The organism is Streptomyces sp. NBC_01244 (assembly GCF_035987325.1).
Lineage (GTDB): Bacteria > Actinomycetota > Actinomycetes > Streptomycetales > Streptomycetaceae > Streptomyces.
Map to the genome: position 1 here is coordinate 3,441,769 of NZ_CP108488.1, position 22,658 is coordinate 3,464,426.

Here is a 22,658-nt window from a genome sequence, read left to right on the forward strand (position 1 = left end):
TATTCACCGCCAAGAGTGACGAATGGAAGCTCGCCCAGCAGATGGCTGTACGAGCACTTAGGTTCGTTACTCGTGAAGCTGGCGGTGCAGGTCAAGCTGCTGCCGACGCCCGGGCAGGCGTCGGCCCTTGAGGCGACCTTGCGGACATGCAACGAGGCCGCATCGTGGGTCGCGGAGGTTGCGTTCACGGAGGAGGCCTACCGGAATTTCGACCTGCGCAAGCACACCTATGCCGAGCTAAAAGGCCGGTGGGGGCTGGGGGCACAAGCCGCGCAGCATGTGATCAAGAAGACCGCCAACGCCTACGCGACACTGCGGGCTAATCTAAAGGCCGGGAACCTCGGCAAGCCCGGATCGCGACGCTACCGCCAGGCGGCGGGGAAGCCGCTCGTGTTTCGGCCGTACGCCGGGCAGCCGCACGACGACCGGATGCTGTCCTGGCAGATCGACAGACTCACCGTTTCGATATGGACGACCAGCGGACGCCTTGAGAACGTCCACTTCGCCGCTGGTGCCGAACACGTCGCCGTGCTGTCCCGGTACCGGCAGGGCGAGTCAGATCTGCTGTACCGGGACGGGGCCTGGTTCCTGTCCGCGACGTGCGAAGTGCCGGAAGCCCAGCCGAACAACGATCCGGTGGACTTTCTGGGTGTGGATCTCGGGATCGTCAACATCGCGACGACGTCGGACGGTGAGACCATGGCCGGACGGAGGCTGAACCACCTCCGGGGCCGGGATCTCAAGCTGCGGGCCAAGCTGCAGCGCAAGGGAACCAAGTCCGCCAAGCGCCGCGCGCAGCGCAGGCGCCGCAAGGAAGCCCGGCGCATCCGGGACGTCAACCACAAGATCGCCAAACACATCGTGGCCGAGGCTGAACGCACCGGGCGCGGAATCGGTCTGGAGAACCTGACCGGGATCCGCGAACGGGTACGGCTGAGGAAGCCCCAACGGGCCATGGTGCACACCTGGGCCTTCGCCCAGCTCGGCAACTTCATCGCCTACAAGGCCCGACGGTCCGGAGTGCCGGTGGTGTACGTCGACCCGGCGCACACCTCCCGCACCTGCTCCCGGTGCGGCCACATCGACAAGGCGAACCGGGTCTCACAGGCCCGCTTCGCCTGCCGGTCCTGCGGATTCGTTGATCACGCAGACCGCAACGGCTCCCGCAACATCCGCGCACGCGCGCAGATGCTGTGGCGAAGCGGGGCCCAGTCACCGGCCCCGGCCGTCCCGCACCAGCGAGACGGCCGGACGCAGACGGCGCACCACAGCCAGTGATGCGCCGTAACGCAAGCTGTGTCGCACCGGCGACCAGTGTTGACGTAGAGCGCGATCCCACGCGTGCGGACAAACCAGACGCCAACCGGCTTCGACCAGGCGAAACGCCCGTCGGGCGGCGGTGCAACACGGCCGCCACAGAGTTGTCACGGGGGTTCACACGGAGAACACCGTCCGCTCCTCGGACAATGGATTGGACAAGGCTCGTGGGGTCGAACGCATGATGGCTTCACGCGCGCCCGCGTCGTACGTACCAAGAGGAGTCACCGTGAGGGTCGGAATCGTCGGAGCCACCGGACAGGTCGGCGGAGTCATGCGCGGCATCCTGGCCGAGCGCAAGTTCCCGGTGGACGAGCTGCGGCTGTTCGCCTCGGCCCGCTCGGCCGGCTCCACCCTCGAGTGGGAGGGCCGGGAGATCACCATCGAGGACGCCTCCACGGCCGACTACTCCGGCCTGGACATCGTGCTCTTCTCCGCGGGCGGCGCCACCTCCAAGGCCCTCGCCGAGAAGGTCGCCTCGCAGGGCGCCGTCGTGATCGACAACTCCTCCGCCTGGCGCCGCGACCCCGAGGTCCCCCTCGTCGTCTCCGAGGTCAACCCGCACGCGATCAAGAACCGCCCCAAGGGCATCATCGCGAACCCGAACTGCACCACGATGGCCGCGATGCCGGTGCTGCGCCCGCTGCACGACGAGGCCGGTCTGACCGCGCTGATCGCCACCACCTACCAGGCCGTGTCCGGCTCGGGCCTGGCGGGCGTCGCCGAGCTCAAGGGCCAGGCCTGCGCGGTCTCCGAGGCCGCCGACCAGCTGACCTTCGACGGCGACGCGGTGGAGTTCCCCGAGCCCGCCGTCTACAAGCGGCCGATCGCCTACAACGTGATCCCGCTCGCGGGCTCGATCGTGGACGACGGCTCCTTCGAGACCGACGAGGAGCAGAAGCTCCGCAACGAGTCCCGCAAGATCCTGGAGATCCCGGAGCTCAAGGTCTCGGGCACCTGCGTGCGCGTGCCGGTCTTCGCCGGCCACTCCCTCCAGGTCAACGTCCGCTTCGCCCGTCCGCTGAGCGTCGAGCGCGCCTACGAGCTGCTGAAGGACGCCCCGGGCGTCGAGCTCTCGGAGATCCCGACCCCGCTGCAGGCCGCGGGCAAGGACGCCTCGTACGTGGGCCGCATCCGCCTCGACGAGACCACCGAGAACGGCCTCGCGCTGTTCCTCTCCAACGACAACCTCCGCAAGGGCGCCGCGCTGAACGCGGTCCAGATCGCGGAGCTGGTCGCGGAGGAGCTGCGCGGCTGATCCCGCTCGCACCGGCGAAGGGCGGCACCGTGACGGTGCCGCCCTTCGGCGTTCCCGCCTTCGGTGGTTCTGCCTCCGGCGGTTCCCGCTACGCCCGGCGGACCTCGAAGAGGTAGCAGCCGTACTCGGCCGCTCGGACGTGGACGAGCGCGGTCCGCGGGTCCTCGAAGGCCTCCGTCAGCGCCTGCCCGACCACCGCGTCCGGGTTCTCGGCGAGGTCGAGCACCCGCCCGCCGAGGATGTGGCCCGCGGCGTCGTAGCGGCGGGCCGTGCGCAGGGCGCCGGGGTGGGCGAAGGGGAGGCCGGTCTCCGGGGCCGGTCCGCCGCAGTCGGCGGCGTGGATGAACACCGGGCCCTGCTCGTCGTAGGCCCCCGGGTCGACGCCGGTCGCGGCGGCCCAGCGGCGCAGCGGGGCGTACGCGACGAGGGCGATCCGTTCGCCGGGGGCGCTGCGGCGCAGGCAGCAGCGCAGCGGGGCGCCGCCCTCCGGGTCCTCGTAGGGCGTGCAGGGGCGCCCGGCATCGTCGAGGGTGCGCAGGGTGGCCAGGACGGGAGGGGTGATGGCGAGCGCGGTGTGGGTGGTCATGGGGTCCAGGGTGCTCCGGCGGACCGGTCGGAGCTGGCGGAAATCGGACGTCGAGTTTCGCCCGTGGATTACTCCGGCGCGGTGGCCCGGCCCGCGTGGAAGGATGGGCCGAACGTCACCATCGAAGGAGATGACCGCGTGCCAGGCACGAATCTGACCCGTGAAGAGGCTCAGCAGCGCGCAAAGCTGCTCAGTGTCGACTCGTACGAGATCGAACTCGATCTCAGCGGCGCGCAGGAGGGTGGCACGTACCCCTCCGTGACCACCGTGCGCTTCCAGTCCGCCGAGGCCGGCGCCGAGACCTTCATCGACCTGGTCGCTCCGGCCGTGCACGAGGTCGTCCTCAACGGCAAGTCGCTCGACGTGGCCGCCGTCTTCCGGGATTCCCGGATCGCGCTCGCGCACCTCGCCGCCGGGGCCAACGAGCTCCGCGTCGTCGCCGACTGCGCGTACACCAACACCGGTGAGGGTCTGCACCGCTTCGTCGACCCGGTCGACGAGCAGGCATACCTGTACACCCAGTTCGAGGTCCCGGACGCGCGCCGCGTGTTCGCGAGCTTCGAGCAGCCCGACCTGAAGGCGACGTTCCGGTTCACCGTGACGGCCCCCGCGGGCTGGACGGTCATCTCGAACTCCCCACGCGACATTCCGCTGGGGGCGGATGCCCCCGCCGACAACGTCTGGCGCTTCGAGCCCACGCCGCGCATCTCCACGTACATCACGGCCCTGATCGTCGGCCCGTACCACTCGGTGCACAGCTCCTACGAGGGCGCGGACGGGCAGTCCGTCCCGCTCGGCATCTACTGCCGTCCCTCGCTCGCCGAGTTCCTCGACGCCGACGCCATCTTCGACGTGACCCGGCAGGGCTTCACCTGGTTCCAGGAGAAGTTCGCGTACGACTACCCCTTCGCGAAGTACGACCAGCTCTTCGTGCCGGAGTTCAACGCGGGCGCGATGGAGAACGCGGGCGCGGTCACCTTCCGCGACCAGTACGTCTTCCGCTCGAAGGTGACGGACGCGGCGTACGAGTCGCGCGCCGAGACGATCCTGCACGAGCTCGCGCACATGTGGTTCGGCAACCTCGTCACCATGGAGTGGTGGAACGACCTGTGGCTGAACGAGTCGTTCGCCACCTACACCTCCATCGCCTGCCAGGCGTACGCGGAGGGCTCGAAGTGGCCGCAGGCCTGGACCTCCTTCGCCAACTCCATGAAGACCTGGGCGTACCGGCAGGACCAGCTGCCCTCCACGCACCCGATCATGGCCGACATCCGTGACCTGGACGACGTCCTGGTCAACTTCGACGGCATCACGTACGCCAAGGGCGCCTCGGTCCTCAAGCAGCTCGTGGCCTACGTCGGCCAGGACGCCTTCTTCAAGGGCGTGCAGGCCTATTTCAAGGCGCACGCCTTCGGGAACACGCGTCTGTCGGACCTGCTGGGCGCCCTGGAGGAGACCTCCGGCCGCGATCTGACGGCCTGGTCGAAGGCGTGGCTGGAGACGGCCGGCATCAACGTCCTGCGCCCGGAGATCGAGACCGACGAGAACGGCTCCATCACCGCCTTCGCCGTCCGCCAGGAGGCCCCGGCGCTGCCCGCCGGCGCCCAGGGCGAGCCGGTCCTGCGCCCGCACCGCATCGCGGTGGGCCTGTACGACCTGGCCGACGGCAAGCTGGTGCGCGGCGAGCGGATCGAGCTGGACATCGACGGCGACCTCACCGCCGTGCCGGAGCTGATCGGCCGGACCCGTCCGGCCGTGGTCCTGCTGAACGACGACGACCTGTCGTACGCCAAGGTCCGCCTCGACGAGGTGTCCCTCGCCAACGTCACCGCGCACCTGGGCGACTTCACCGAGTCGCTGCCGCGCGCGCTGTGCTGGGCCTCGGCCTGGGACATGACCCGCGACGGCGAGCTGGCCACCCGCGACTACCTGGCCCTCGTCCTGTCGGGCATCGGCAAGGAATCGGACATCGGCGTCGTCCAGTCGCTGCACCGCCAGGTCAAGCTGGCCGTGGAGCTGTACGCCGATCCGGCGTGGCGGGGCCAAGGCCTGGCCATCTGGACGGAGGCCACGCTGGAGCACCTGCGTGCGGCCGAGCCGGGCAGCGACCACCAGCTGGCGTGGGCCCGCGCCTTCGCGGCGACGGCCCGTACCGAGGAGCAGCTGACCTATCTGTCGGCGCTGCTGGACGGATCGGCGGAGGTCAAGGGCCTGGCCGTGGACACGGAGCTGCGCTGGGCGTTCCTGGAGCGCCTGGCCGCCACCGGCGTCGCCGACGAGCCGGCCATCGCGGCCGAGCTGGAGCGCGACAGGACCGCGGCGGGCGAGCGGCACGCGGCGACCGCCCGGGCGGCGCGTCCGACGGCGGAGGCCAAGGCCGAGGCCTGGGCTTCGGTCGTCGAGGGCGACTCGCTTCCGAACGCGGTGCAGGAGGCGGTGATCGGGGGCTTCGTCCAGACCGACCAGCGCGAGCTCCTCGCCCCGTACACGGCGAAGTACTTCGCGGCGGTCAAGGAGGTCTGGGCGACCCGCAGCCACGAGATCGCCCAGCAGATCGCGGTGGGGCTCTACCCGTCCCTCCAGGTCTCCCCGGAGACCCTCGCGGCGACGGACGCCTGGCTGGCCTCGGCCGAGCCGAACGCGGCCCTGCGCCGCCTGGTCTCGGAGTCCCGCGCGGGCGTCGAGCGCGCGCTGACCGCCCAGGCGGCCGACGCCCGGGCCTGATCGGCTCGCGCCACCGCCGGGGCTCCGCCCCGAACCCCGCGCCTCAAACGCCGGCGAGGCTGGATGCTTTCAGCCCGCCCGGCGTTTGAGGGCACGGGCGCGAAGCGCACGTACGGGGTCCGGGGCGGAGCCCCGGTTTCGGGAAGGGGCGGGGTGGGGGAAGGCCCCGCGCAGCGGCTCCCCGCGCCGGCTACACCCTTGCGGCGGCTACCGCCCGCAACGCCGCCAGCGCGTGGGCGACCGCCGGGGCCGATTCCGAGCCCCGCCGCAGGGCGGCGATGACGTGCCGGGCCGGCCGGTCGTGGGGCAGGTCCCGGACGGCGACACCCGCGGCGCGGCTCGCCACCATCCGGGGAACCAGCGCCACCCCCATGCCCGCCTCGACCATGGCGAGGATCGCCGTCCAGCCGGACGCCGAGTGGGCCTGTTCCGGGACGAAGCCCGCGGCTTCGCACGCGTTGCGGGTGATCTCCGACCAGGGCCCGGAGCCGCCGTAGATCCACGGATCCCCGGACAGGTCCGCGAGCCGCAGCTCCGCGGCGCCGGCCAGCGGATGGTCCGGGGGCAGGGCCACGTCGAGAGGGTCCTCCAGCAGGGTCCCGCGGGTGAACCGGGGGTCCCGGGCGGTCGGGGCGTGCGCCGCCAGCGAGAGCGCGAGGTCGACGACCCCGGCGGACAGCAGCTCGTAGGACTCGGCCGCCTCGGTCTCCCGTACGCGGACCTCCACGCCGGGGTGCGAGCGCCTCAGGGCGGCGACCGCCGGGACCACGAGGACCGGTACGGCGGTGGAGAAGGCCCCGATCCGGACCTCCCCCGCTTCCCCCGCGAGGTATCCGGTGAGCTCCGCGTCGGCGCGCTCCAGCTGCGCGAACACGGCCTCCGCGTGCCGCAGTACGAGGTGGGCGGCGTCGGTGAGCCGGACCCGGCGGCCCTGCGCCTCCAGCAGCGGGACCCCGAGCGTCCTGGCCAGGTTGGTCAGCTGCTGCGAAACGGCCGAGGGCGTCATGTGCAGCGCCTCGGCCGTCGCGGTCACGGTCCCCTGTTCGGCGAGGGTCCGCAGGATCCGCAGCTTCTTGATGTCCCACTCGATCATGGGACCGAACTTACCGCCGGGCACCCAGACCCACTCCGCCCAGGATCAGCGCCATGCAGAGGAGTTGGGTGGGGCCGGTGGTCTCGCCGAGGAGCAGCAGGCCGAGGCCCGCGACGCAGACCGGCTGGAGGTAGTAGACGACTCCGGCGCGGGCCGCGCCGATCATCGCGACGGCCTTGTTCCAGGCGAAGAAGGCGACGGCGGAGGAGAAGACGCCGACGTACAGGAGCATTCCGGCGGTGGAGGGGGTGACCTGGAAGCCGCCCTGGACGCCGAGGGACACGGCGTAGGCGGGGGCGAGCATCAGGGCGCCGAGGACGAAGGTGGTGAGCAGGAAGGCGAGTCCGCCCAGTTCGGCGGGCTTGCGCTTGAGGAGGGCGCTGTACGTGGCGAAGGACAGGGCGGCGCCGAACATCCACAGGTCGCCGGCGGCGAAGTCGAAGCGGATCGATCCCTTGCCGACCAGGAGGAGCACGCCGAGGGCGGCGAGGGCCAGGCCGAAGGTGCGCCGGGCGCCGAGCTTTTCGCCGCCGAGGCGGGCGTACAGGGCCATGATGACCGGCGAGGCGGCCATGATCATGCCCATGTTGGAGGCGGAGGTGGTCAGTCCGGCCTGGTGCACGAGGGTGTTGTAGAGGGTGACGCCGAAGAGGGTGGCCAGGGCGATGTAGCCGAAGTGCTTGCGGATCAGGGCCCGCTGCTGCCAGGCCTGCCGGGCGGCGAAGGGGGCGACGGCCACGGTGGCGATCACCCAGCGCCAGAAGACGGCCTGGACGGGCGGGATGCTGTCCGCCATCCCGCGGGTGGCGACGAAGCTGCCGGACCAGACGACCGTGGCGAGCAGGGCGAGGAGGATGCCGAGACCGGCGGTCCCCTTCTTCGCCTTGCCGGGCAGTGCTGCCTGCGGGACGGTGCGGACTCGGTCCATGACGGCCACGGTGTGTCTCCCCCTCGGGGTTCGGAGTGTCGGTTCGTTGATCTACCGTCGCACCGGGCCACCCGTCAGGTCCATCGAAACATTTCGATGGATTCCTTCAGGAGAACTGAAAGGTTCGGTCTTCGGTCGCGGTGCGCCCGCCGCGAGCTGCCCGGCGACGGTGGCTCCGAAGGCGATCACCATGCCCAGCACCTGCACCGGGGACAGCGCCTGCCCCAGGGCGGCCCAGCCGATGACCGCGGCGGTGAGCGGCGAGAGCGGGCCGAGGAGGGTGACCGAGGTGGCGGTGAGCTGCCCGATGCCGCGGAACCAGAGCCAGTACGCGATGCCGGTGTTGATCAGCATCATGTAGCCGTAGCCGAGGAAGGCCTTGCCGTCGAGGGCCGGCGGCGCCCCTTCCACCAGCGCGGCGACCGGGATGATGATCAGCCCGCCCGCGGTGAGCTGCCAGCCGGTCATGGCCAGCGGGCCGACACCCTCCGGGCGCCCCCAGCGCTTGGTCATGACGATGCCCGCGCCCATCGAGGCGGAGGAGACGACGCCGGCCACCACGCCGACCGGGTCGAGCTGCGCCTGCGCGGTCAGCACCACCATGCCGACGCCGAAGGCCGCCACGACGGCGGCGAGCACGGTCCGCAGCCGGGCTCGCTCGCCCAGGAGGAGGGCGGCGAGCCCCACGACGAACAGCGGCCCCAGGGAGCCCAGTACGGCCGCGACCCCGCCGGGCAGGCGATAGGCGGAGAGGAACAGGAGCGGGAAGAAGGCTCCGATGTTGAGCCCGCCCAGGACGGCCGCCTTCCACCACCACCGCCCCGTGGGCAGCTTCCGCGCGAGGGCGGTGAGGAGCAGACCGGCGGGCAGGGCCCGCATCACCCCGGTGAACAGCGGCCGGTCCGGCGGCAGCAGCTCGGAGGCCACGAAGTAGGTGGAGCCCCAGGAGATGGGGGCGAGGGCGGTCAGGACGACGGTGGTGGCGCGCTTCACGGCGGATGCTCCTCCGGCAGGAACGAGTAGCTCACTTGAAAGTAGCTTAGCACTAAGCTACTTGCCAGCAAGCAACTTTCTTGCGAAGGACCGATCGGAAGCCGGATACTGCGCCCATGACCGACAAGGACCCCGTCGACGCCATCGCGGACCAGTGGTTCGCGGTGCGCCCCGATCTGGACACCGCGCCCATGGCCGTCTTCGGCCGGATCTTCCGGATCTCCAAAGCCATGGGTGACGCGATGGAAAAGGCCTACGCCCGCTACGGAATCGCGCGCGGGGAGTTCGACGTCGTGGCCACGCTGCGCCGCAGCGGAACCCCGTACACCCTCTCGCCCCGCCAGCTCTCGGCCACGCTGATGCTCACCACGGGCGGGATGACGGGACGGCTGGACAAGCTGGAGAAGGCCGGGCTGCTGCGCCGGAGCCCCGATCCGGACGACCGGCGGGGACTCCGGGTGACCATCACCGACCGCGGCCTCGCGCTCATCGACGAGGCGGTCGAGGCGGGTCTGGAGGTGCAGCGCGAAGCGCTCACCGGGCTCGACGGGGCGGAGATCGCGGCGCTCACCGGTCTGCTGCGCAAGGTGATGGCAGGGGCTCCGTAGCCGGGGCCGGGCCGGTCGGCGATCCGGGCCCGGGGCCCGGGTACGACGAGACGCCGGGGGTCCTCGAGGACCCCCGGCGCCCCGGAAGATTCGGATCGAACGGGGAAACCCCCGGAGGGGTCAGGCCCGTTCAGGCCGGTTCAGGCTCGCTCAGCCTTCGTGCTGCGTCTTTCGCGACTTGTCGCCGACCATCACCAGACCGGCGATGACCAGGAACAGCACGATCGGCGCGGCCACGTAGAGGCCGAGCGTCTCGGCGACGCTCAGGCCCGGACCCGGGTCGTCGCCGTCGTCACGGGTGACCGCGAGGGCGGGAGACGTCATCAGCAGCATCATCAGCGTCGTTCCGGCCGTGACGGCGCCGGCGCGCAGAGCGTTCTTCTTGTCCACGGTGCAAACGTAGCGAACACCTAAACGCCGCGCGCGCCCGGGGGTGCCGTACGGGTTCCCACCGCTCCCCGCACCGCCCCCAGCAGGGCGTTCGCCCGCGGCGAGGCCGCCAGTGCCTCCAGGGTCAGCGGTCGGCCCTCGGCGTCGGCGACCGGGAGCCGCCAGTTGGGGTACTGGTCCCAGGTTCCGGGCAGGTTCTGCGGCCGCCGGTCCCCCACCGCGTCGGGCAGCCAGACCCCGACCAGCCGGGCCGGGGTGCGCAGCAGGAACCCGTACAGGGACCGTACGGCGGCCTCCTCGCCCTTGGTGTCGAGCCCGAGGTCCTCCAGTACGTCCAGCCAGCGCGCGGTGTCGGCCGCGTCCTCGGCGCGCTCCCGCTCCGCGGGGCGGGTCAGCAGCCCCAGCCGGTCGCGCAGTTCCACGTGGGAGCCGGCCAGTTTGGCGGCCGTGGGAGGCAGATCGTGGGTGGTCACGGTGGCCAGGCAGTCGGCCCGCCAGCGCTCCGGCTCCAGCGGCTCCCCGTCCCCGCCCCAGTCCCGCTCGAACCAGAGCACCGAGGTGCCCAGCACCCCGCGCCGGGCCAGCGCCTGACGGACCCCCGGCTGCACGGTGCCGAGGTCCTCGCCGATGACCAGGGCCCCCGCCCGGTGCGCCTCCAGGACCAGCAGGGCGAGCATCGCCTCCCCGTCGTACGAGACGTACGCGCCTTCGGCGGGCGGGGCCCCTTCCGGGATCCACCAGAGCCGGAACAGTCCCATGACGTGGTCGATGCGCAGGGCGCCGGCGTACCGGAAGACCCCCCGCAGCAGGGCCCGCAGCGGCGCGTAGCCGGTGGCGGCCAGCCGGTCGGGCCGCCACGGGGGCAGACCCCAGTCCTGGCCGCGCGCGTTGAAGGCGTCCGGCGGGGCGCCGACGCAGACGGCCCGGGCGTAGTGGGGGGCTCCGAAGGGGGCTCCGGTGGCGTCCGAGCCCTCCGGGTGCACCCCGACGGCCAGGTCGTGCACGATGCCGACGGCCATCCCGGCCTCCTTGGCGGCCCGCTGGGCGGCGGCGAGCTGGGCGTCGGTGAGCCAGACCAGCCAGCGGTGGAAGTCGGCCCGCGCCTTCGGGTCCTCCCCGGCGTGCCCGGCGCACCAGGCGGCGTGCCGGTCCAGCTCCGCCCCCTGCTCGGCGCAGAACTGCCCGTACGCCGCCTCCCGTTCGGGGCCGCGCGGGACCGCGTACAGCAGCTCCAGGGCGGCCCGCTTGAGGGACCAGACGGCGTCCCGGTCGATCAGCGCCCCCTTCTCCAGCACCTCCCGGCGCAACTGCGCTCCCCGGTCGGCCAGTTCCGCGAGGGCGGCCCGGTCCGGGCAGTCGGCGTACTCGGGGACGTCCTCGATCCGCAGGTGCACCGGGTCGGGGAAACGCCGCGAGGACGGCCGGTACGGGGAGGGGTCGGTCGGGGTGCCGGGCACGGCCGCGTGCAGCGGGTTGACCTGGACGAAGCCGGCTCCGTGGACGCGGCCCGCCCAGCGCGCCAGCTCCGCCAGGTCGCCGAGGTCGCCCATGCCCCAGGAGCGTTCGGAGAGCACCGAGTAGAGCTGGACGAGCAGCCCGTGGGTGCGCTCGGGCGCCGCCGGGGCCCGGTCGGGGGCCACGATCAGGGTGGCGGTGGCGGTGCGGCCGTCGGGGGCCTCGGCGTGGATCCGGTGCACGCCGAGCGGCGGCTCCCCCGCGCCGGACGCGCTCCAGGCCACCGGCGGCTCCTGGGGGGCCGTTCGGCCCGCCGCCTCTCGCGGCCCGTCCTCCTCCGCCTCCAGCAGGGTCCGGGTCCCCGGCGGCAGCGCGGCCAGCTCCACGGGCGGCCGGGACCCGGACCACCACACCAGTACGCGCGGCAACAGCCGGTGCGCCGCGTCGTGTTCGGCCGCGGCCAGGTCCGCCCGCACGGACTCCGGGGTGTCCGTGTTCACCCCCAACTGCCGCAGTACGGCGGCGACGGTGGTCTCCGGGACCCGGAGGGTGACGTCCTCGGCGGGCTGGTAGGTGGTGGCGACTCCGTACAGGGCCGCGAGCCGGGCGAGGTCGTCCATCAGGTTCCTTGTCGTCTAGTCACCCGCGGCGGCCGCCGCGGCATGGGTGGTCGGCTCGCTGGTCAGCGGGGCCTCGCAGGCGAGCGGGGGCTCACTGGTCAGCGGCGCGTGCGCGGCGTCGGCGAGCGACGGCTCGCTGGTGAGGGGCCGTTCGTCCGGTCCGGACTGCGCCGGCAGGTGGGCGAGCGGCGGACGCCGTTTCGGTGCGGATGCGGCGGATGCGGCGGATGCGGCGGATATGACGGTGGTGGTGCTGGTGGCGTTCTCGGTTTTCGCGGCCTTGGTGTTCACCGGCAGGCACTCCTTCGTACGTGAGGATCGATCAGGACCCGTGGACGGCTTCCACTGTGTCGGTCCGCGCGCCGTCCGCGCACCACCGACAGCGGAAATTCTCCTGTGCGGTCCGTGAATCCGTACAGACGTGCCTGTGTTCGGGCCGTGCGCGGGAGGTGTTGCGGAGCTCCGCACCGGTCACCGCACGTCAGGAGCCTCGGCCCTGGCGTGCGGGATCGTCGGGAACGCCCTCCGGCGCGCGGACCGGAGAACATCCCAGCCCTACCCAGTCGGCGGACCCGCATTCCTGGCCGATCCAGGTCAGATCACCCGCGGGCGTTGACACCCCGGGCGTACGGATGGTGGGGTCTGGCTCATTCGTACGAGCGGGGGACGACTCGGGACGGGGTGGCCGCGTGCAGATCAGGGGCAGCAAGCGGGCCACGGCCACGGCCGCGGCGGTCGCCGTCATCGGTGCGCTGCTGAGCGGCTCGGCGGTCGCGGGTCCCCCCACCGCCTTCGCCGCGCCCACCTCGCCGGACGCACCGGACGCACCCGCCGCGCCCGGAACCTCCGCGGCTCCCGCGGCGCTGCGCGACCCGGCGCCCCTCCCCGTACCCGCGCCCGCGCTCGACCCCCGCTCCGGTCCGGCGCGCACCGCCGCCGAGGGGCCCGCGGTGCATCCCCGGCCGCAGTCGACGGCCTCCGACCCGGCCCGGGCGGTACCGCTGGGCACCGAGGCCGTCCTGGTGATGCCCGCGGACGTGGACCCGTACGCCGCCCAGCTGGTGCGCGACGCCCTGCGCGGGGCGGGCGTGCGGACCCTGCACGAGCGGGCCGACGGGGAACCTCTCCCCGGGGCAGGACCCGTCGTACGGCTCCAGGGGCCTGGCGACGGGGGCACGGAGCGGGCGCTGCGGGCGCTCGGCGCGGACGCGGCCGGCGACCTGCCGGCCGGCGGCTACCGGCTGGCGGTGGGCCGCGCCGAGGGCCGGGACACGGTCGCGCTGGCGGGCGTGGGCGAGGACGGGCTGTTCCACGCGGCGCAGACGCTGCGTCAACTGCTCTCCCAGAGCGGCGGGAAGGTGCCCGGGGTCCTCGTGCGGGACTGGCCGTCAGCCCCGGTGCGCGGGATCACGGAGGGGTTCTACGGCACTCCGTGGACGGCCGCCCAGCGGCTCGCGCAGGTGGAGTTCATGGGCCGCACCAAACTGAACCGCCTGCTGCTGGCGCCCGGTGACGACCCGTACCGGACCACGCAGTGGCGCCGCGACTACCCGGCGCCGCAGGCGGCGGAACTGCGGGAGCTGGCCGACCGGGCGCGCGCCAACAAGGTGGTGCTCGCCTGGGCGGTGGCGCCCGGGCAGTCGATGTGCCTGGCCTCCTCGGCCGACCGGGCGGCGCTCGCCCGCAAGCTGGACGCCATGTGGGACCTCGGGTTCCGGGCGTTCCAGCTGCAGTTCCAGGACGTCAGCTACACCGAGTGGGGCTGCCGGGCCGACCGGGAGCGGTACGGCAAGGGCCCGGCGGCGGCGGCGAAGGCGCACGCGGAGGTGGCGGGCGAGCTGGCCGCGCACCTGGCCCGGCGCTATCCGGGGGCGCCCGCGCTGTCGCTGCTGCCGACCGAGTACTACCAGGAGGGCGCGACGCCCTACCGGACCGCGCTGGGCGGCGCCCTGGACCACCGGGTGGAAGTGGCCTGGACGGGCGTCGGCGTGGTGCCGCGCACCATCACCGGGCCGGAGATGACCGGGGCGCGCTCGGCGCTCGGGCAGCACCCGCTGGTCACCATGGACAACTACCCGGTCAACGACTGGGATCCGGGCCGGATCTTCCTCGGCCCGTACGCGGGACGGGACCCGGTGGTCGCGGGCGGTTCCGCGGCCGTACTGGCCAACGCGATGCCCCAGGCCGCCCTGTCGCGCATCCCGCTGTTCACCGCGGCGGACTTCACGTGGAACCCGCGCGGCTACCGTGCCTCCGACTCCTGGGCGGCGGCCGTGGCCTCGCTGGCCGGACCCGACCCCAAGGCCCGGGAGGCGCTGGCCGCGCTGGCCGGGAACAACGCCTCCTCCGGCCTCGCCCAGCCCGAGTCCGCCTACCTGGTCCCGCTGACGGACGAGTTCTGGCGGGCCCGGAGCTCCGGCGACCCGGCGGCGGGCGAGCGGCTGCGCGCCGCCTTCCGCGTGCTGCGCGAGGCCCCGGACCGGCTGCCCGCGCTCGCGGAGGAGGCGGGGCCCTGGCTGTCGCGGCTCGCGCGCTACGGGGCGGCCGGGGAGCTGGCCCTCGACGTCCTCCAGGCGCAGGCCCGCGGGGACGGGGCGGCGGCCTGGCGGGCCTCGCAGGCCCTCACCACCGCCCGCGCGGCGCTGTCCGGAGCGGAAGCCGCCCGGGTCGACAAGGCGGTACTGGACCCCTTCCTGGCCCGGGCCGCGGCCGAGGCCGACGCGTGGACCGGCGCGGCCCGCGAGCCGGGCACGGTGACGCGGCAGGCCGACGCGTGGACGGTCGAGCTGTCCGGTGCCCGGCCGGTGTCGGTGGTGACCGTGATGACCGACCCGCTGCCGCCCGGCAGCCGGGGCGCCGTGATCGAGGCCCACGTACCGGGAGAGGGCTGGCGCAAGGTCGCGGAGGCGGCGGCGTCGGGCTGGACCCAGGCGGACGTGGGCGGTCTGCGGGCCGACGCGGTCCGGCTCGTCTGGTCGGGCCCGGCTCCGGCCGTGCACAGCGTGGTCCCCTGGACCGCGGACGGCCCGGAGGCCCGCTTCGAGCTGGCGGACACCGTGGACGCGGAGATCGGCGGGGCCGCGCAGCGGATCCCGGCGGAGCTGTCCGCGCTGCGTCCCGGCGAGGTCCGCGGGCCCCTGTCGGCGACGCCGCCTCCGGGGATCACGCTGCGACTGCCGCAGACGGCCGCGGCCGCGCGCGGCACGACGGCGACCGTCCCGGTGGAGGTCACGGTGGCCGCGGGCACCGCGCCGGGCACCTATGAGGTTCCGGTCACCTTCGGCTCCCAGACGCACACGCTGAAGGTCCGCGCCCATCCGCGCACGGCCGGCCCGAACCTGCTGCGCTCCGCCGTGGCCTCGTCCTCGGCCGACGAGACCCCGGCGTTCCCCGCGTCGGGGGCGCTGGACGATTCCCCTGCCACCCGCTGGTCCTCGCCCGCGGCCGACGGGGCCTGGTGGCAGGCGGAGCTGTCCGCCCCGGCGCGGATCGGGCTGCTGCGGCTGCGCTGGCAGGAGGCGTACCCGTCCCGGTTCCGGGTGGAGACCTCGGCGGACGGTGTCACCTGGCATCCCTCGGCGACGGTCGCCTCGCACGGCGGGGTGGACTCCGTCCACCTGGACCCGGCGGGCGGCCCGGCCCGCTTCGTCCGGGTCACGTGCGAGGCCCGGGCCACCCGCTACGGCTGCAGCCTGCTGGGCGCCGAGGCCTTCGCGGTGGCCCCGTAGGGGCCCGGGCAACCCTGCGGGGCCGGGTCCCCTACCCGCCCTTCGCCCGTTCCCCGGGCTCCGCCCGGACCCGGTCCTCAAACGCCGGACGGGCTGGATCGATCCAGCCTCGCCGGCGTTTGAGGCGCGGGGTCTGGGGCGGAGCCCCAGGGGGTCCGGGCACAGCCCGGGGAACGGGCGAAGGGTGGGTAGGGGACTTCGCCCCGCGCAGCGACACGCCCGCAGCCGGGGCCCGGGCTCAGGGGGCTACGACGCGACCGCCGCGGCGGCGACCGGTACCCCGATGCGGTCCAGCGCATCCTCCGCCCCGTACGGCTGGAGGTACGGCATCCAGCACGGATCCCGGTGCCCCGTCCCGATGATCCGCCAGGCCAGCCCGGACGGCGGAGCCGGCTGGTGCCTCAGCCGCCAGCCGAGGTCGACCAGGTGCCGGTCGGCCTTGACGTGGTTGCAGCGACGGCACGCGGCGACGACGTTGTCCCAGGCGTGCTGCCCGCCCCGGCTGCGCGGGATGACGTGGTCGACACTGGTGGCGACGGCCCCGCAGTACATGCAGCGGCCGCCGTCCCGGGCGAAGAGCGCGCGGCGGGTGAGTGGAACGGGCCCCCGGTAGGGGACCCGCACGAAGCGCTTGAGCCGAACCACGCTGGGCGCGGGGACGGCCCTTGTCGCGCTGTGCAGAAAGGCGCCGGATTCTTCCAGGGAGACGGCTTTGTTCTCCAGGACGAGGACGAGCGCGCGACGGAGCGGTACGACGCCGAGGGGCTCGTACGACGCGTTGAGGACCAGGACGTGCGGCACGGACTGCCTCCTTGTACGCCGGCGGCGCGTGGCTCGCGCCGGGACGATCTGCTTTCCAGTCTCCCCTTACGGCTGGTCGAAGCGCCACCACGCGCCCGTAACGGGTCCGAGGTGTTTTCAACCACACCCGCTTCATCCCCGCGTGAGTCTGGTCTCTCCCTCGAACATGGCAACAAGTCCGGCCGAATGCCCCGTTAGGGTGGATGGTCTGCCCGCCCCATCCCTTCCGCGGGCAGGACGCTATATCTGGAGGTTCCCGCCGTGCCCAGGCCTGCCGCCCTGATCCCGCTCGCAGCCGACAACCCGGACGCGGCCGAAACGATCAGAGAGACCCACGAGAGCGTCACGAACGCCGCCAGTTTCATAGAGGAGAACTGGGCCGGATGGCTGTACCTGGGCCTGCGGATCCTCCTCATCCTGGTCATCGCCTTCGCCCTGCGTTCGGTGGTCCGCAAATCGCTGACCAAGCTGATCACCCGGATGAACCGCGGCGCCGATGCCGTCGAGGGCACGGCCCTGAGCGGGCTGCTGGTCAACGCCGAGCGGCGCCGGCAACGGTCAGAGGCCATAGGGTCCGTGCTGCGTTCGGTGGCCTCGTTCCTGATCCTCGGCACGGCGGGCCTGATGGTGCTCGGCGCGCTCGACATCAATCTGGGACCGCTGCTGGCGAGCGCCGGTGTGGCGGGCGTGGCGATCGGTTTCGGCGCCCGGAACCTGGTCACGGACTTCCTCTCCGGCGTGTTCATGATCCTTGAGGACCAGTACGGCGTCGGCGACAAGATCGATGCCGGGGTGGCCTCCGGCGAGGTCGTCGAGGTGGGCCTGCGCGTCACCAAGCTGCGCGGCGACAACGGAGAGATCTGGTACGTCCGCAACGGCGAGATCAAGCGGATCGGCAACCTCAGCCAGGGCTGGGCCACGGCGAGCGTGGCCGTGCAGGTCAAGCCGACCGAGAGCCTCTCCCGCATCCGTGAGGTGATCAAGGGGATCGCCGACACCCTGGCCAAGGAGTCCCCCTGGGACGAGCGGCTGTGGGGTCCGGTGGAGGTGCTGGGCCTGGACGAGGTGCTGCTGGCCTCCATGACGGTGTCGGTGTCGGCGAAGACGATGCCGGGCCAGCAGTTCTCGGTGGAGCGCGAGCTGCGCTGGCGGATCAAGGACGCCTTCGACGCCGCGGGCATCGGGATCGTCGGGGGCCTGCCGGCGCCCGAGGAGGACGAGGCCGCGGCCGATCCCTCGGCTTCCGTCGCCCCGCCGTCGGCGCTGGCGAACCCGACCTCCCCGCAGTCCCTGGCCACGGCGGAGATCCCGCCGCCGGCCGTGGGCGGCTCGGTCTCCGGTCCCCGCATCACGAAGTAGCGCCCGCCGCGCTCGTATCCGTATCCGTACACCGCTCGTATCCGTACACCGCTCACACCGCTCCGTACACCGCTCACACCGCGCAACACCGCTGCCCCCGCAGATCCGATCTGCGGGGGCAGTGGTGTACGCGCCACCATTGACACGAGCGACCCACCAATAGGAAACTTACCTAACAGTTCATCTCCGCGAGGGAGAAGCCACACCATGCCCGCCACCCCCGGTACGCCCAGCCTGTTGCGCGCCCTGAACGACCGGGCCGCGCTCGAGCTCCTGCTGACGCACGGTCCGCTGTCCCGGACCCGGATCGGGCATCTGACCGGCCTCTCGAAGCCCACCGCCTCCCAGCTGCTGGCCCGACTGGAGGCCGCCGGGCTCGTCGTCGCCACCGGCACCGCCACCGGCCGCCCCGGCCCCAACGCCCAGCTCTACGCCGTCAACGCGCGGGCCGCGTACGTCGCGGGGCTCGATGTCACCCCGGGCCGGATCCTCGCCTCCGTGGCCGACCTCGCCGGCGAGGTGATCGGCAGCCACGAGCTCCCCCACGCGGAGGGCACCGGGCCGGTCGAGCAGGTCACCCGCGCCCTCGGCGAGGCCGTCAAGGACGCCGGGCTGCACCTCGCCGACATCCACCGGGTGGTCATCGCGACCCCGGGCTCCTTCGACCCCCGCACCGGGGTGCTGCGCTACGCCGACCACCTGGCGGGCTGGCAGTCCCCCACGCTCCTCGACGAGCTCGCCGCGGCCCTGCCGATGCCGGTCGAGTACGAGAACGACGTGAACCTCGCCGCCGTCGCCGAGCAGCGGCTCGGCGCCGCCCGCGGCCACGAGGACTTCGTCCTGCTGTGGAACGAGGAGGGCCTCGGAGCCGCCCTCGTGCTCGGCGGCCGGCTGCACCGCGGCTGGACCGGCGGCGCCGGGGAGATCGGCTTCCTGCCGGTCGCCGGGCACCCGCTGGTCCGCCAGGTCACCCGGGTCAACTCCGGCGGCTACCAGGAGCTGGCCGGCGCACAGGTCCTGCCCGCGATGGCGGCCCGGCTCGGCGTCGACGCGCCGCCGGCCGCCGCGGCCGGGGCCGGTTCGGTGCACGGCGCCGTGCACGGGGCCGAGTCCGGGGCCATGGTCGAGGCGGCCGCCGCGCTGCTGGCCCAGGCCGCCGCGGCGCCCGAGGGGGCTCACCTGGAACTCCTGCGGGAGTACGCCACCGCCCTCGCCACCGGTCTCGCCTCGCTGGTGGCCGTACTGGACCCGGAGATCGTGATCCTCTCCGGCGCGCTGACCATCGCGGGCGGCGAGCCGCTGCGCGAGCTCCTCGAGGCCGAGCTCGCCGACCTCGCCCCGTCCCGGCCCCTGCTGGTGACGGGCGAGGTACGGGAACGGCCCGTACTGCGCGGGGCACTGGAGAGCGCCCTCGCCGCGACCCGCGACGAGGTCTTCGACACCTCGCGCCGCTGAACCGCACCACCCGCACCACCCGCACGCCTCCCCGCACCACCCGCACCACGGCACACCTCCGCACCACCGCACCTCCACCCCTCCAGGAAGTCCCCCCGCGCAGAGAGTGACTCCGCCATGCCCGGAATCCGCCGCCTGACCGTCGCCGCCACCGCCGTCGCCGCGATATCCGTACTCGCCACCGCGTGTGCGGGCTCCGCCTCCAACACGGCCGCCGACGACCCGAAGAAGGACGTCACCCTCAACTTCTGGCACGGCTGGTCCGCCCCCAGCGAGATCAAGGCCATCGAGGACAACATCGCCCGGTTCCAGAAGGCGCACCCGAACATCAAGGTGAACGTCACCGGCAACATGACGGACGACAAGATCAACCAGGCGCTGCGCGCCGGCGGGGAGAAGGCCCCCGACGTGGTCTCCTCCTTCACCACCGACAGCGTCGGCAAGTTCTGCAACACCGGCGCCTTCGCGGACCTGAACCCCTTCCTGAAGAAGTCCGGGGTCGACAAGGAGAAGGTCTTCCCCAAGACCCTGCTGGAGTACACCCAGTTCAACGGCAACCAGTGCACGCTGCCGCTGCTGAACGACGCGTACGGCCTCGTCTACAACAAGACCGCCTTCGAGGCCGCCGGGATCACCGAACCACCCAAGACCTGGAGCCAGTTCGAGGCCGCCGCGCAGAAGCTGACGATCCCCAAGGGCGATTCGTACCAGCAGCTCGGCATCATGCCCACCTTCCACGGCTACGAGACCGCCCCCCAGCGCCTGGCCGCGCTGTGGAGCCCGTCGTACTTCACCGCCGACGGCAAGTCCAACCTGGCCAAGGACCCCGGCTTCGCGCAGATGCTGACGGCCCAGAAGAACCTGGTCGGCAAGCTCGGCGGGTACGAGAAGCTGGAGAAGTTCCGCACCACCTTCGGTGACGAGTGGAGCGCCGAGCACCCCTTCCACCTGGGCCTGGTGGCCATGCAGATCGACGGCGAGTGGCGGGCGCCCATGGCGAAGGAGGCCGGGGTGAAGTTCGAGATCGGGACCGCGCCGATGCCCGTCCCGGACGACCGGATCGCCGAGTACGGCAAGGGCTACCTGGCCGGCACGATCATGGGCATCGCCTCGGGCAGCAAGAAGCAGAACGCCGCCTGGGAGCTGACGAAGTACATGACGACCGACACCGACGCGGTCGTGGAGTTCGCCAACGCCATCCACAACGTGCCCTCCACGCTGGCCGCCCTGGACTCCCCCAAGCTGCAGGTGAGCCCGGAGTTCAAGACGTTCATCGACATCGCCAAGCACCCGAAGTCGACCACCACCCCGGCGCAGGCGGACGGCGGCACCTACCAGCTGACCTTCACGGACTTCGCGTACGCGGTCGAGAAGGGCGAGGTCACGGACATCGCGGCCGGTCTCGCCAAGACCGACCAGCAGATCGACACGGACATCGCGAAGGCCAAGTAGCCCGATGAACGGCACCCTCTCCCCCGAACTGCGCGCCAGGCGACGCAGGTCGGCACTGCGCTCGACGGCCTTCATGTCGCCCTGGCTGATCGGGTTCAGCGTCTTCTTCGCCTACCCGCTCGTCTCCACCGTCTACTTCTCCTTCACCAAGTACGACGGCTTCCGCCCGCCCGTCTTCAACGGGCTGGACAACTGGACCTACGTCTTCTCCGACCTCCCGATGTTCTGGCCGGCCATGCGCAACACCCTGTGGCTGGTCGTGGTCATGGTCGCCTGCCGGGTCGCCTTCGGTCTCGGCATCGGCCTGCTCATCACGAAGATCAAACTGGGCACGGGCGTCTTCCGCACCCTGTTCTACCTGCCCTACCTGGCCCCTCCGGTGGCGGCGACCCTGGCCTTCGTCTTCCTGCTCAACCCGGGCAGCGGCCCGGTGAACACCCTGCTGGACGCGGTCGGGCTGCCCACGCCCGGCTGGTTCACGGACCCCGCCTGGTCCAAGCCCGCGCTGACCGCGCTCGCTGTGTGGGGGGTCGGCGACCTGATGGTCATCTTCATGGCCGCGCTCCTCGACGTACCGCGCGAGCAGTACGAGGCCGCCGAGCTGGACGGGGCCGGGGCGCCGGCGCGCTTCCGCCACATCACCCTGCCGAACATCTCCCCGATCATCCTGTTCGCGGTGGTCACCGGGGTCATCCAGGCGATGCAGTTCTACACACAGCCCCTGGTGGCGGGGAAGGTGGCGTCCGGCGTGATCGGCGGCTCGGGCCAGCCGACCGAGCCCGGGTACCCCGACAAGTCCACGCTGACCCTGCCCCAGGTCATCTACAACGTCGGCTTCCAGCGCTTCGACTACGGCACCGCCTGCGTGGTCGCCCTGGTGCTGTTCGCCCTCTCCATGGCCTTCACCGCGCTGCTGATGCGGCGGCGCGGCGGCCTGATCACGGCAGGTGACTGACGGCCATGGGCCAGAACCAGAGCCAGACCCTCACCCGCGGCCCGCGGCGGACCCCGCGGCCGGCCGCGGCCCTCACACCGGATTCCGCGCGGGTCGTACGCACCGCGCGGCGGCGGGCCGCCCTGCACTGGGTGGCCGTGCACTCCCTCGGCGTCGCCGCGGCGCTGTTCTTCGTCCTCCCCTTCGTGTTCCTCTTCCTGACCTCCGTGATGAGCGACCAGCAGGCGCTGACCCGCGAGCTGTGGCCGCGCACCTGGGAGTGGGGCAACTACGCGAAGGTGTGGGACACCCCCGGCTTCCTGACCTGGTGGCGCAACACCCTTGTGTACGCGGGCCTCGGCACCCTACTGACCGTGGTCTCCTCGGTGCCCGTCGCCTACGCGCTCGCCAAGTTCCGCTTCCGCGGCCGGCGGCTGTCGCTGCTGCTCGTGATCGCCATGATGATGCTGCCGCCCCAGGTGGTCGTCATCCCCATGTACCTCTTCTGGGCCAAGCAGCTGGACCTGTCCGGCACCCTGTGGCCGCTGATCATCCCGATGGCCTTCGGCGACGCGTTCTCCATCTTCCTGCTGCGCCAGTTCCTGCTGACGATCCCGGACGAGTACCTGGACGCGGCGAAGGTCGACGGCTGCGGAGAGCTGCGCACCCTGCTGAAGGTGGTGCTGCCGATGGCCAAGCCCGGCATCGCGGCGGTCGCGCTGTTCCAGTTCTTCTGCGCCTGGAACGACTACTTCGGCCCGCAGATCTACGCCTCCGACAACCCGGCCGCCTGGACCCTCAGTTACGGGCTGGAGTCCTTCAAGGGCGCCCACCACACCAACTGGAACCTGACCATGGCCGCGACCGTGCTGGTCATGGCCCCGGTGATCGTCCTCTTCTTCTTCGCCCAGAAGGCGTTCGTCGAAGGCGTCACCCTGACCGGAGTGAAAGGCTAGT

General features: G+C 72.4%; 18 protein-coding genes. 10 read left to right on the plus strand and 8 right to left on the minus strand.

The features are described from left to right. Window positions 1-72: 72 nt before the first annotated feature. Together OG247_RS15310 and OG247_RS15315 are read left to right on the plus strand one after the other, a co-directional pair. Window positions 73-1,278, plus strand: coding sequence for an RNA-guided endonuclease InsQ/TnpB family protein (locus OG247_RS15310; RefSeq protein WP_327252772.1), 1,206 nt, complete (start codon window positions 73-75; stop codon window positions 1,276-1,278). A gap of 268 nt (window positions 1,279-1,546) precedes the next feature. Continuing rightward, window positions 1,547-2,575, plus strand: a complete 1,029-nt coding sequence (locus tag OG247_RS15315) for an aspartate-semialdehyde dehydrogenase (protein ID WP_327252773.1) — start codon at window positions 1,547-1,549, stop codon at window positions 2,573-2,575. 88 nt (window positions 2,576-2,663) lie between these two features. Here the strand turns inward: OG247_RS15315 and OG247_RS15320 are convergent, their stop codons facing one another. Beyond that, entirely contained in the window at window positions 2,664-3,161 is a 498-nt protein-coding gene (locus tag OG247_RS15320) for a DUF1203 domain-containing protein (protein ID WP_327252774.1), read from the minus strand. 138 nt (window positions 3,162-3,299) lie between these two features. Between OG247_RS15320 and pepN the strand changes: the two genes are divergently transcribed. Then, complete coding sequence (gene pepN, locus OG247_RS15325; RefSeq protein ID WP_327252775.1) at window positions 3,300-5,885, plus strand: aminopeptidase N; 2,586 nt, start codon at window positions 3,300-3,302, stop codon at window positions 5,883-5,885. A gap of 190 nt (window positions 5,886-6,075) precedes the next feature. Here pepN and OG247_RS15330 read toward each other — a convergent pair whose 3' ends face one another. The 3 genes from OG247_RS15330 to OG247_RS15340 are packed head-to-tail and all read right to left on the minus strand — an operon-like array spanning window position 6,076 to window position 8,899. Continuing rightward, window positions 6,076-6,978 (minus strand): LysR family transcriptional regulator, encoded by a 903-nt coding sequence (locus OG247_RS15330; RefSeq protein WP_327252776.1) that lies wholly within the window; start codon window positions 6,976-6,978, stop codon window positions 6,076-6,078. A gap of 10 nt (window positions 6,979-6,988) precedes the next feature. Then, window positions 6,989-7,906, minus strand: a complete 918-nt coding sequence (locus tag OG247_RS15335) for a DMT family transporter (protein ID WP_327252777.1) — start codon at window positions 7,904-7,906, stop codon at window positions 6,989-6,991. A 51-nt stretch (window positions 7,907-7,957) separates the two neighbouring features. Then, window positions 7,958-8,899 carry an EamA family transporter gene (locus OG247_RS15340; protein WP_327252778.1) on the minus strand — a complete coding sequence of 314 codons (942 nt, stop codon included), beginning with the start codon at window positions 8,897-8,899 and terminating at the stop codon, window positions 7,958-7,960. 116 nt (window positions 8,900-9,015) lie between these two features. On the opposite strand from OG247_RS15340, the gene OG247_RS15345 reads away from it, so the two are divergent. After that, window positions 9,016-9,507: a MarR family winged helix-turn-helix transcriptional regulator gene (locus tag OG247_RS15345; protein ID WP_327252779.1), complete on the plus strand. Its 492-nt coding sequence runs from the start codon at window positions 9,016-9,018 to the stop codon at window positions 9,505-9,507. 150 nt (window positions 9,508-9,657) lie between these two features. Here OG247_RS15345 and OG247_RS15350 read toward each other — a convergent pair whose 3' ends face one another. The 3 genes from OG247_RS15350 to OG247_RS15360 are packed head-to-tail and all read right to left on the minus strand — an operon-like array spanning window position 9,658 to window position 12,212. After that, window positions 9,658-9,897, minus strand: coding sequence for a hypothetical protein (locus tag OG247_RS15350; protein WP_327252780.1), 240 nt, complete (start codon window positions 9,895-9,897; stop codon window positions 9,658-9,660). 20 nt (window positions 9,898-9,917) lie between these two features. After that, window positions 9,918-11,972 carry a 4-alpha-glucanotransferase gene (locus OG247_RS15355; RefSeq protein ID WP_327252781.1) on the minus strand — a complete coding sequence of 685 codons (2,055 nt, stop codon included), beginning with the start codon at window positions 11,970-11,972 and terminating at the stop codon, window positions 9,918-9,920. 15 nt (window positions 11,973-11,987) lie between these two features. Beyond that, window positions 11,988-12,212 (minus strand): hypothetical protein, encoded by a 225-nt coding sequence (locus OG247_RS15360; RefSeq protein WP_442813614.1) that lies wholly within the window; start codon window positions 12,210-12,212, stop codon window positions 11,988-11,990. 449 nt (window positions 12,213-12,661) lie between these two features. Here OG247_RS15360 and OG247_RS15365 point away from each other — a divergent pair, with 449 nt between their 5' ends. Continuing rightward, window positions 12,662-15,700 (plus strand): beta-N-acetylglucosaminidase domain-containing protein, encoded by a 3,039-nt coding sequence (locus tag OG247_RS15365; protein ID WP_327252783.1) that lies wholly within the window; start codon window positions 12,662-12,664, stop codon window positions 15,698-15,700. A gap of 246 nt (window positions 15,701-15,946) precedes the next feature. Here OG247_RS15365 and OG247_RS15370 read toward each other — a convergent pair whose 3' ends face one another. Continuing rightward, window positions 15,947-16,501, minus strand: a complete 555-nt coding sequence (locus OG247_RS15370) for an HNH endonuclease (RefSeq protein ID WP_266877654.1) — start codon at window positions 16,499-16,501, stop codon at window positions 15,947-15,949. A 282-nt stretch (window positions 16,502-16,783) separates the two neighbouring features. On the opposite strand from OG247_RS15370, the gene OG247_RS15375 reads away from it, so the two are divergent. The 5 genes from OG247_RS15375 (at window position 16,784) to OG247_RS15395 (ending at window position 22,657) form a co-directional block, all read left to right on the plus strand. After that, window positions 16,784-17,860 (plus strand): mechanosensitive ion channel family protein, encoded by a 1,077-nt coding sequence (locus OG247_RS15375; RefSeq protein WP_442813616.1) that lies wholly within the window; start codon window positions 16,784-16,786, stop codon window positions 17,858-17,860. Between the two features lie 207 nt (window positions 17,861-18,067). Continuing rightward, window positions 18,068-19,315 carry an ROK family transcriptional regulator gene (locus tag OG247_RS15380; RefSeq protein WP_327252784.1) on the plus strand — a complete coding sequence of 416 codons (1,248 nt, stop codon included), beginning with the start codon at window positions 18,068-18,070 and terminating at the stop codon, window positions 19,313-19,315. A gap of 117 nt (window positions 19,316-19,432) precedes the next feature. Next, window positions 19,433-20,767, plus strand: a complete 1,335-nt coding sequence (locus OG247_RS15385) for an ABC transporter substrate-binding protein (protein WP_327252785.1) — start codon at window positions 19,433-19,435, stop codon at window positions 20,765-20,767. A gap of 4 nt (window positions 20,768-20,771) precedes the next feature. Then, entirely contained in the window at window positions 20,772-21,722 is a 951-nt protein-coding gene (locus tag OG247_RS15390) for a carbohydrate ABC transporter permease (RefSeq protein WP_327252786.1), read from the plus strand. 5 nt (window positions 21,723-21,727) lie between these two features. Further along, complete coding sequence (locus OG247_RS15395) at window positions 21,728-22,657, plus strand: carbohydrate ABC transporter permease (RefSeq protein WP_327252787.1); 930 nt, start codon at window positions 21,728-21,730, stop codon at window positions 22,655-22,657. The last annotated feature ends 1 nt before the right edge of the window (window position 22,658 follow it).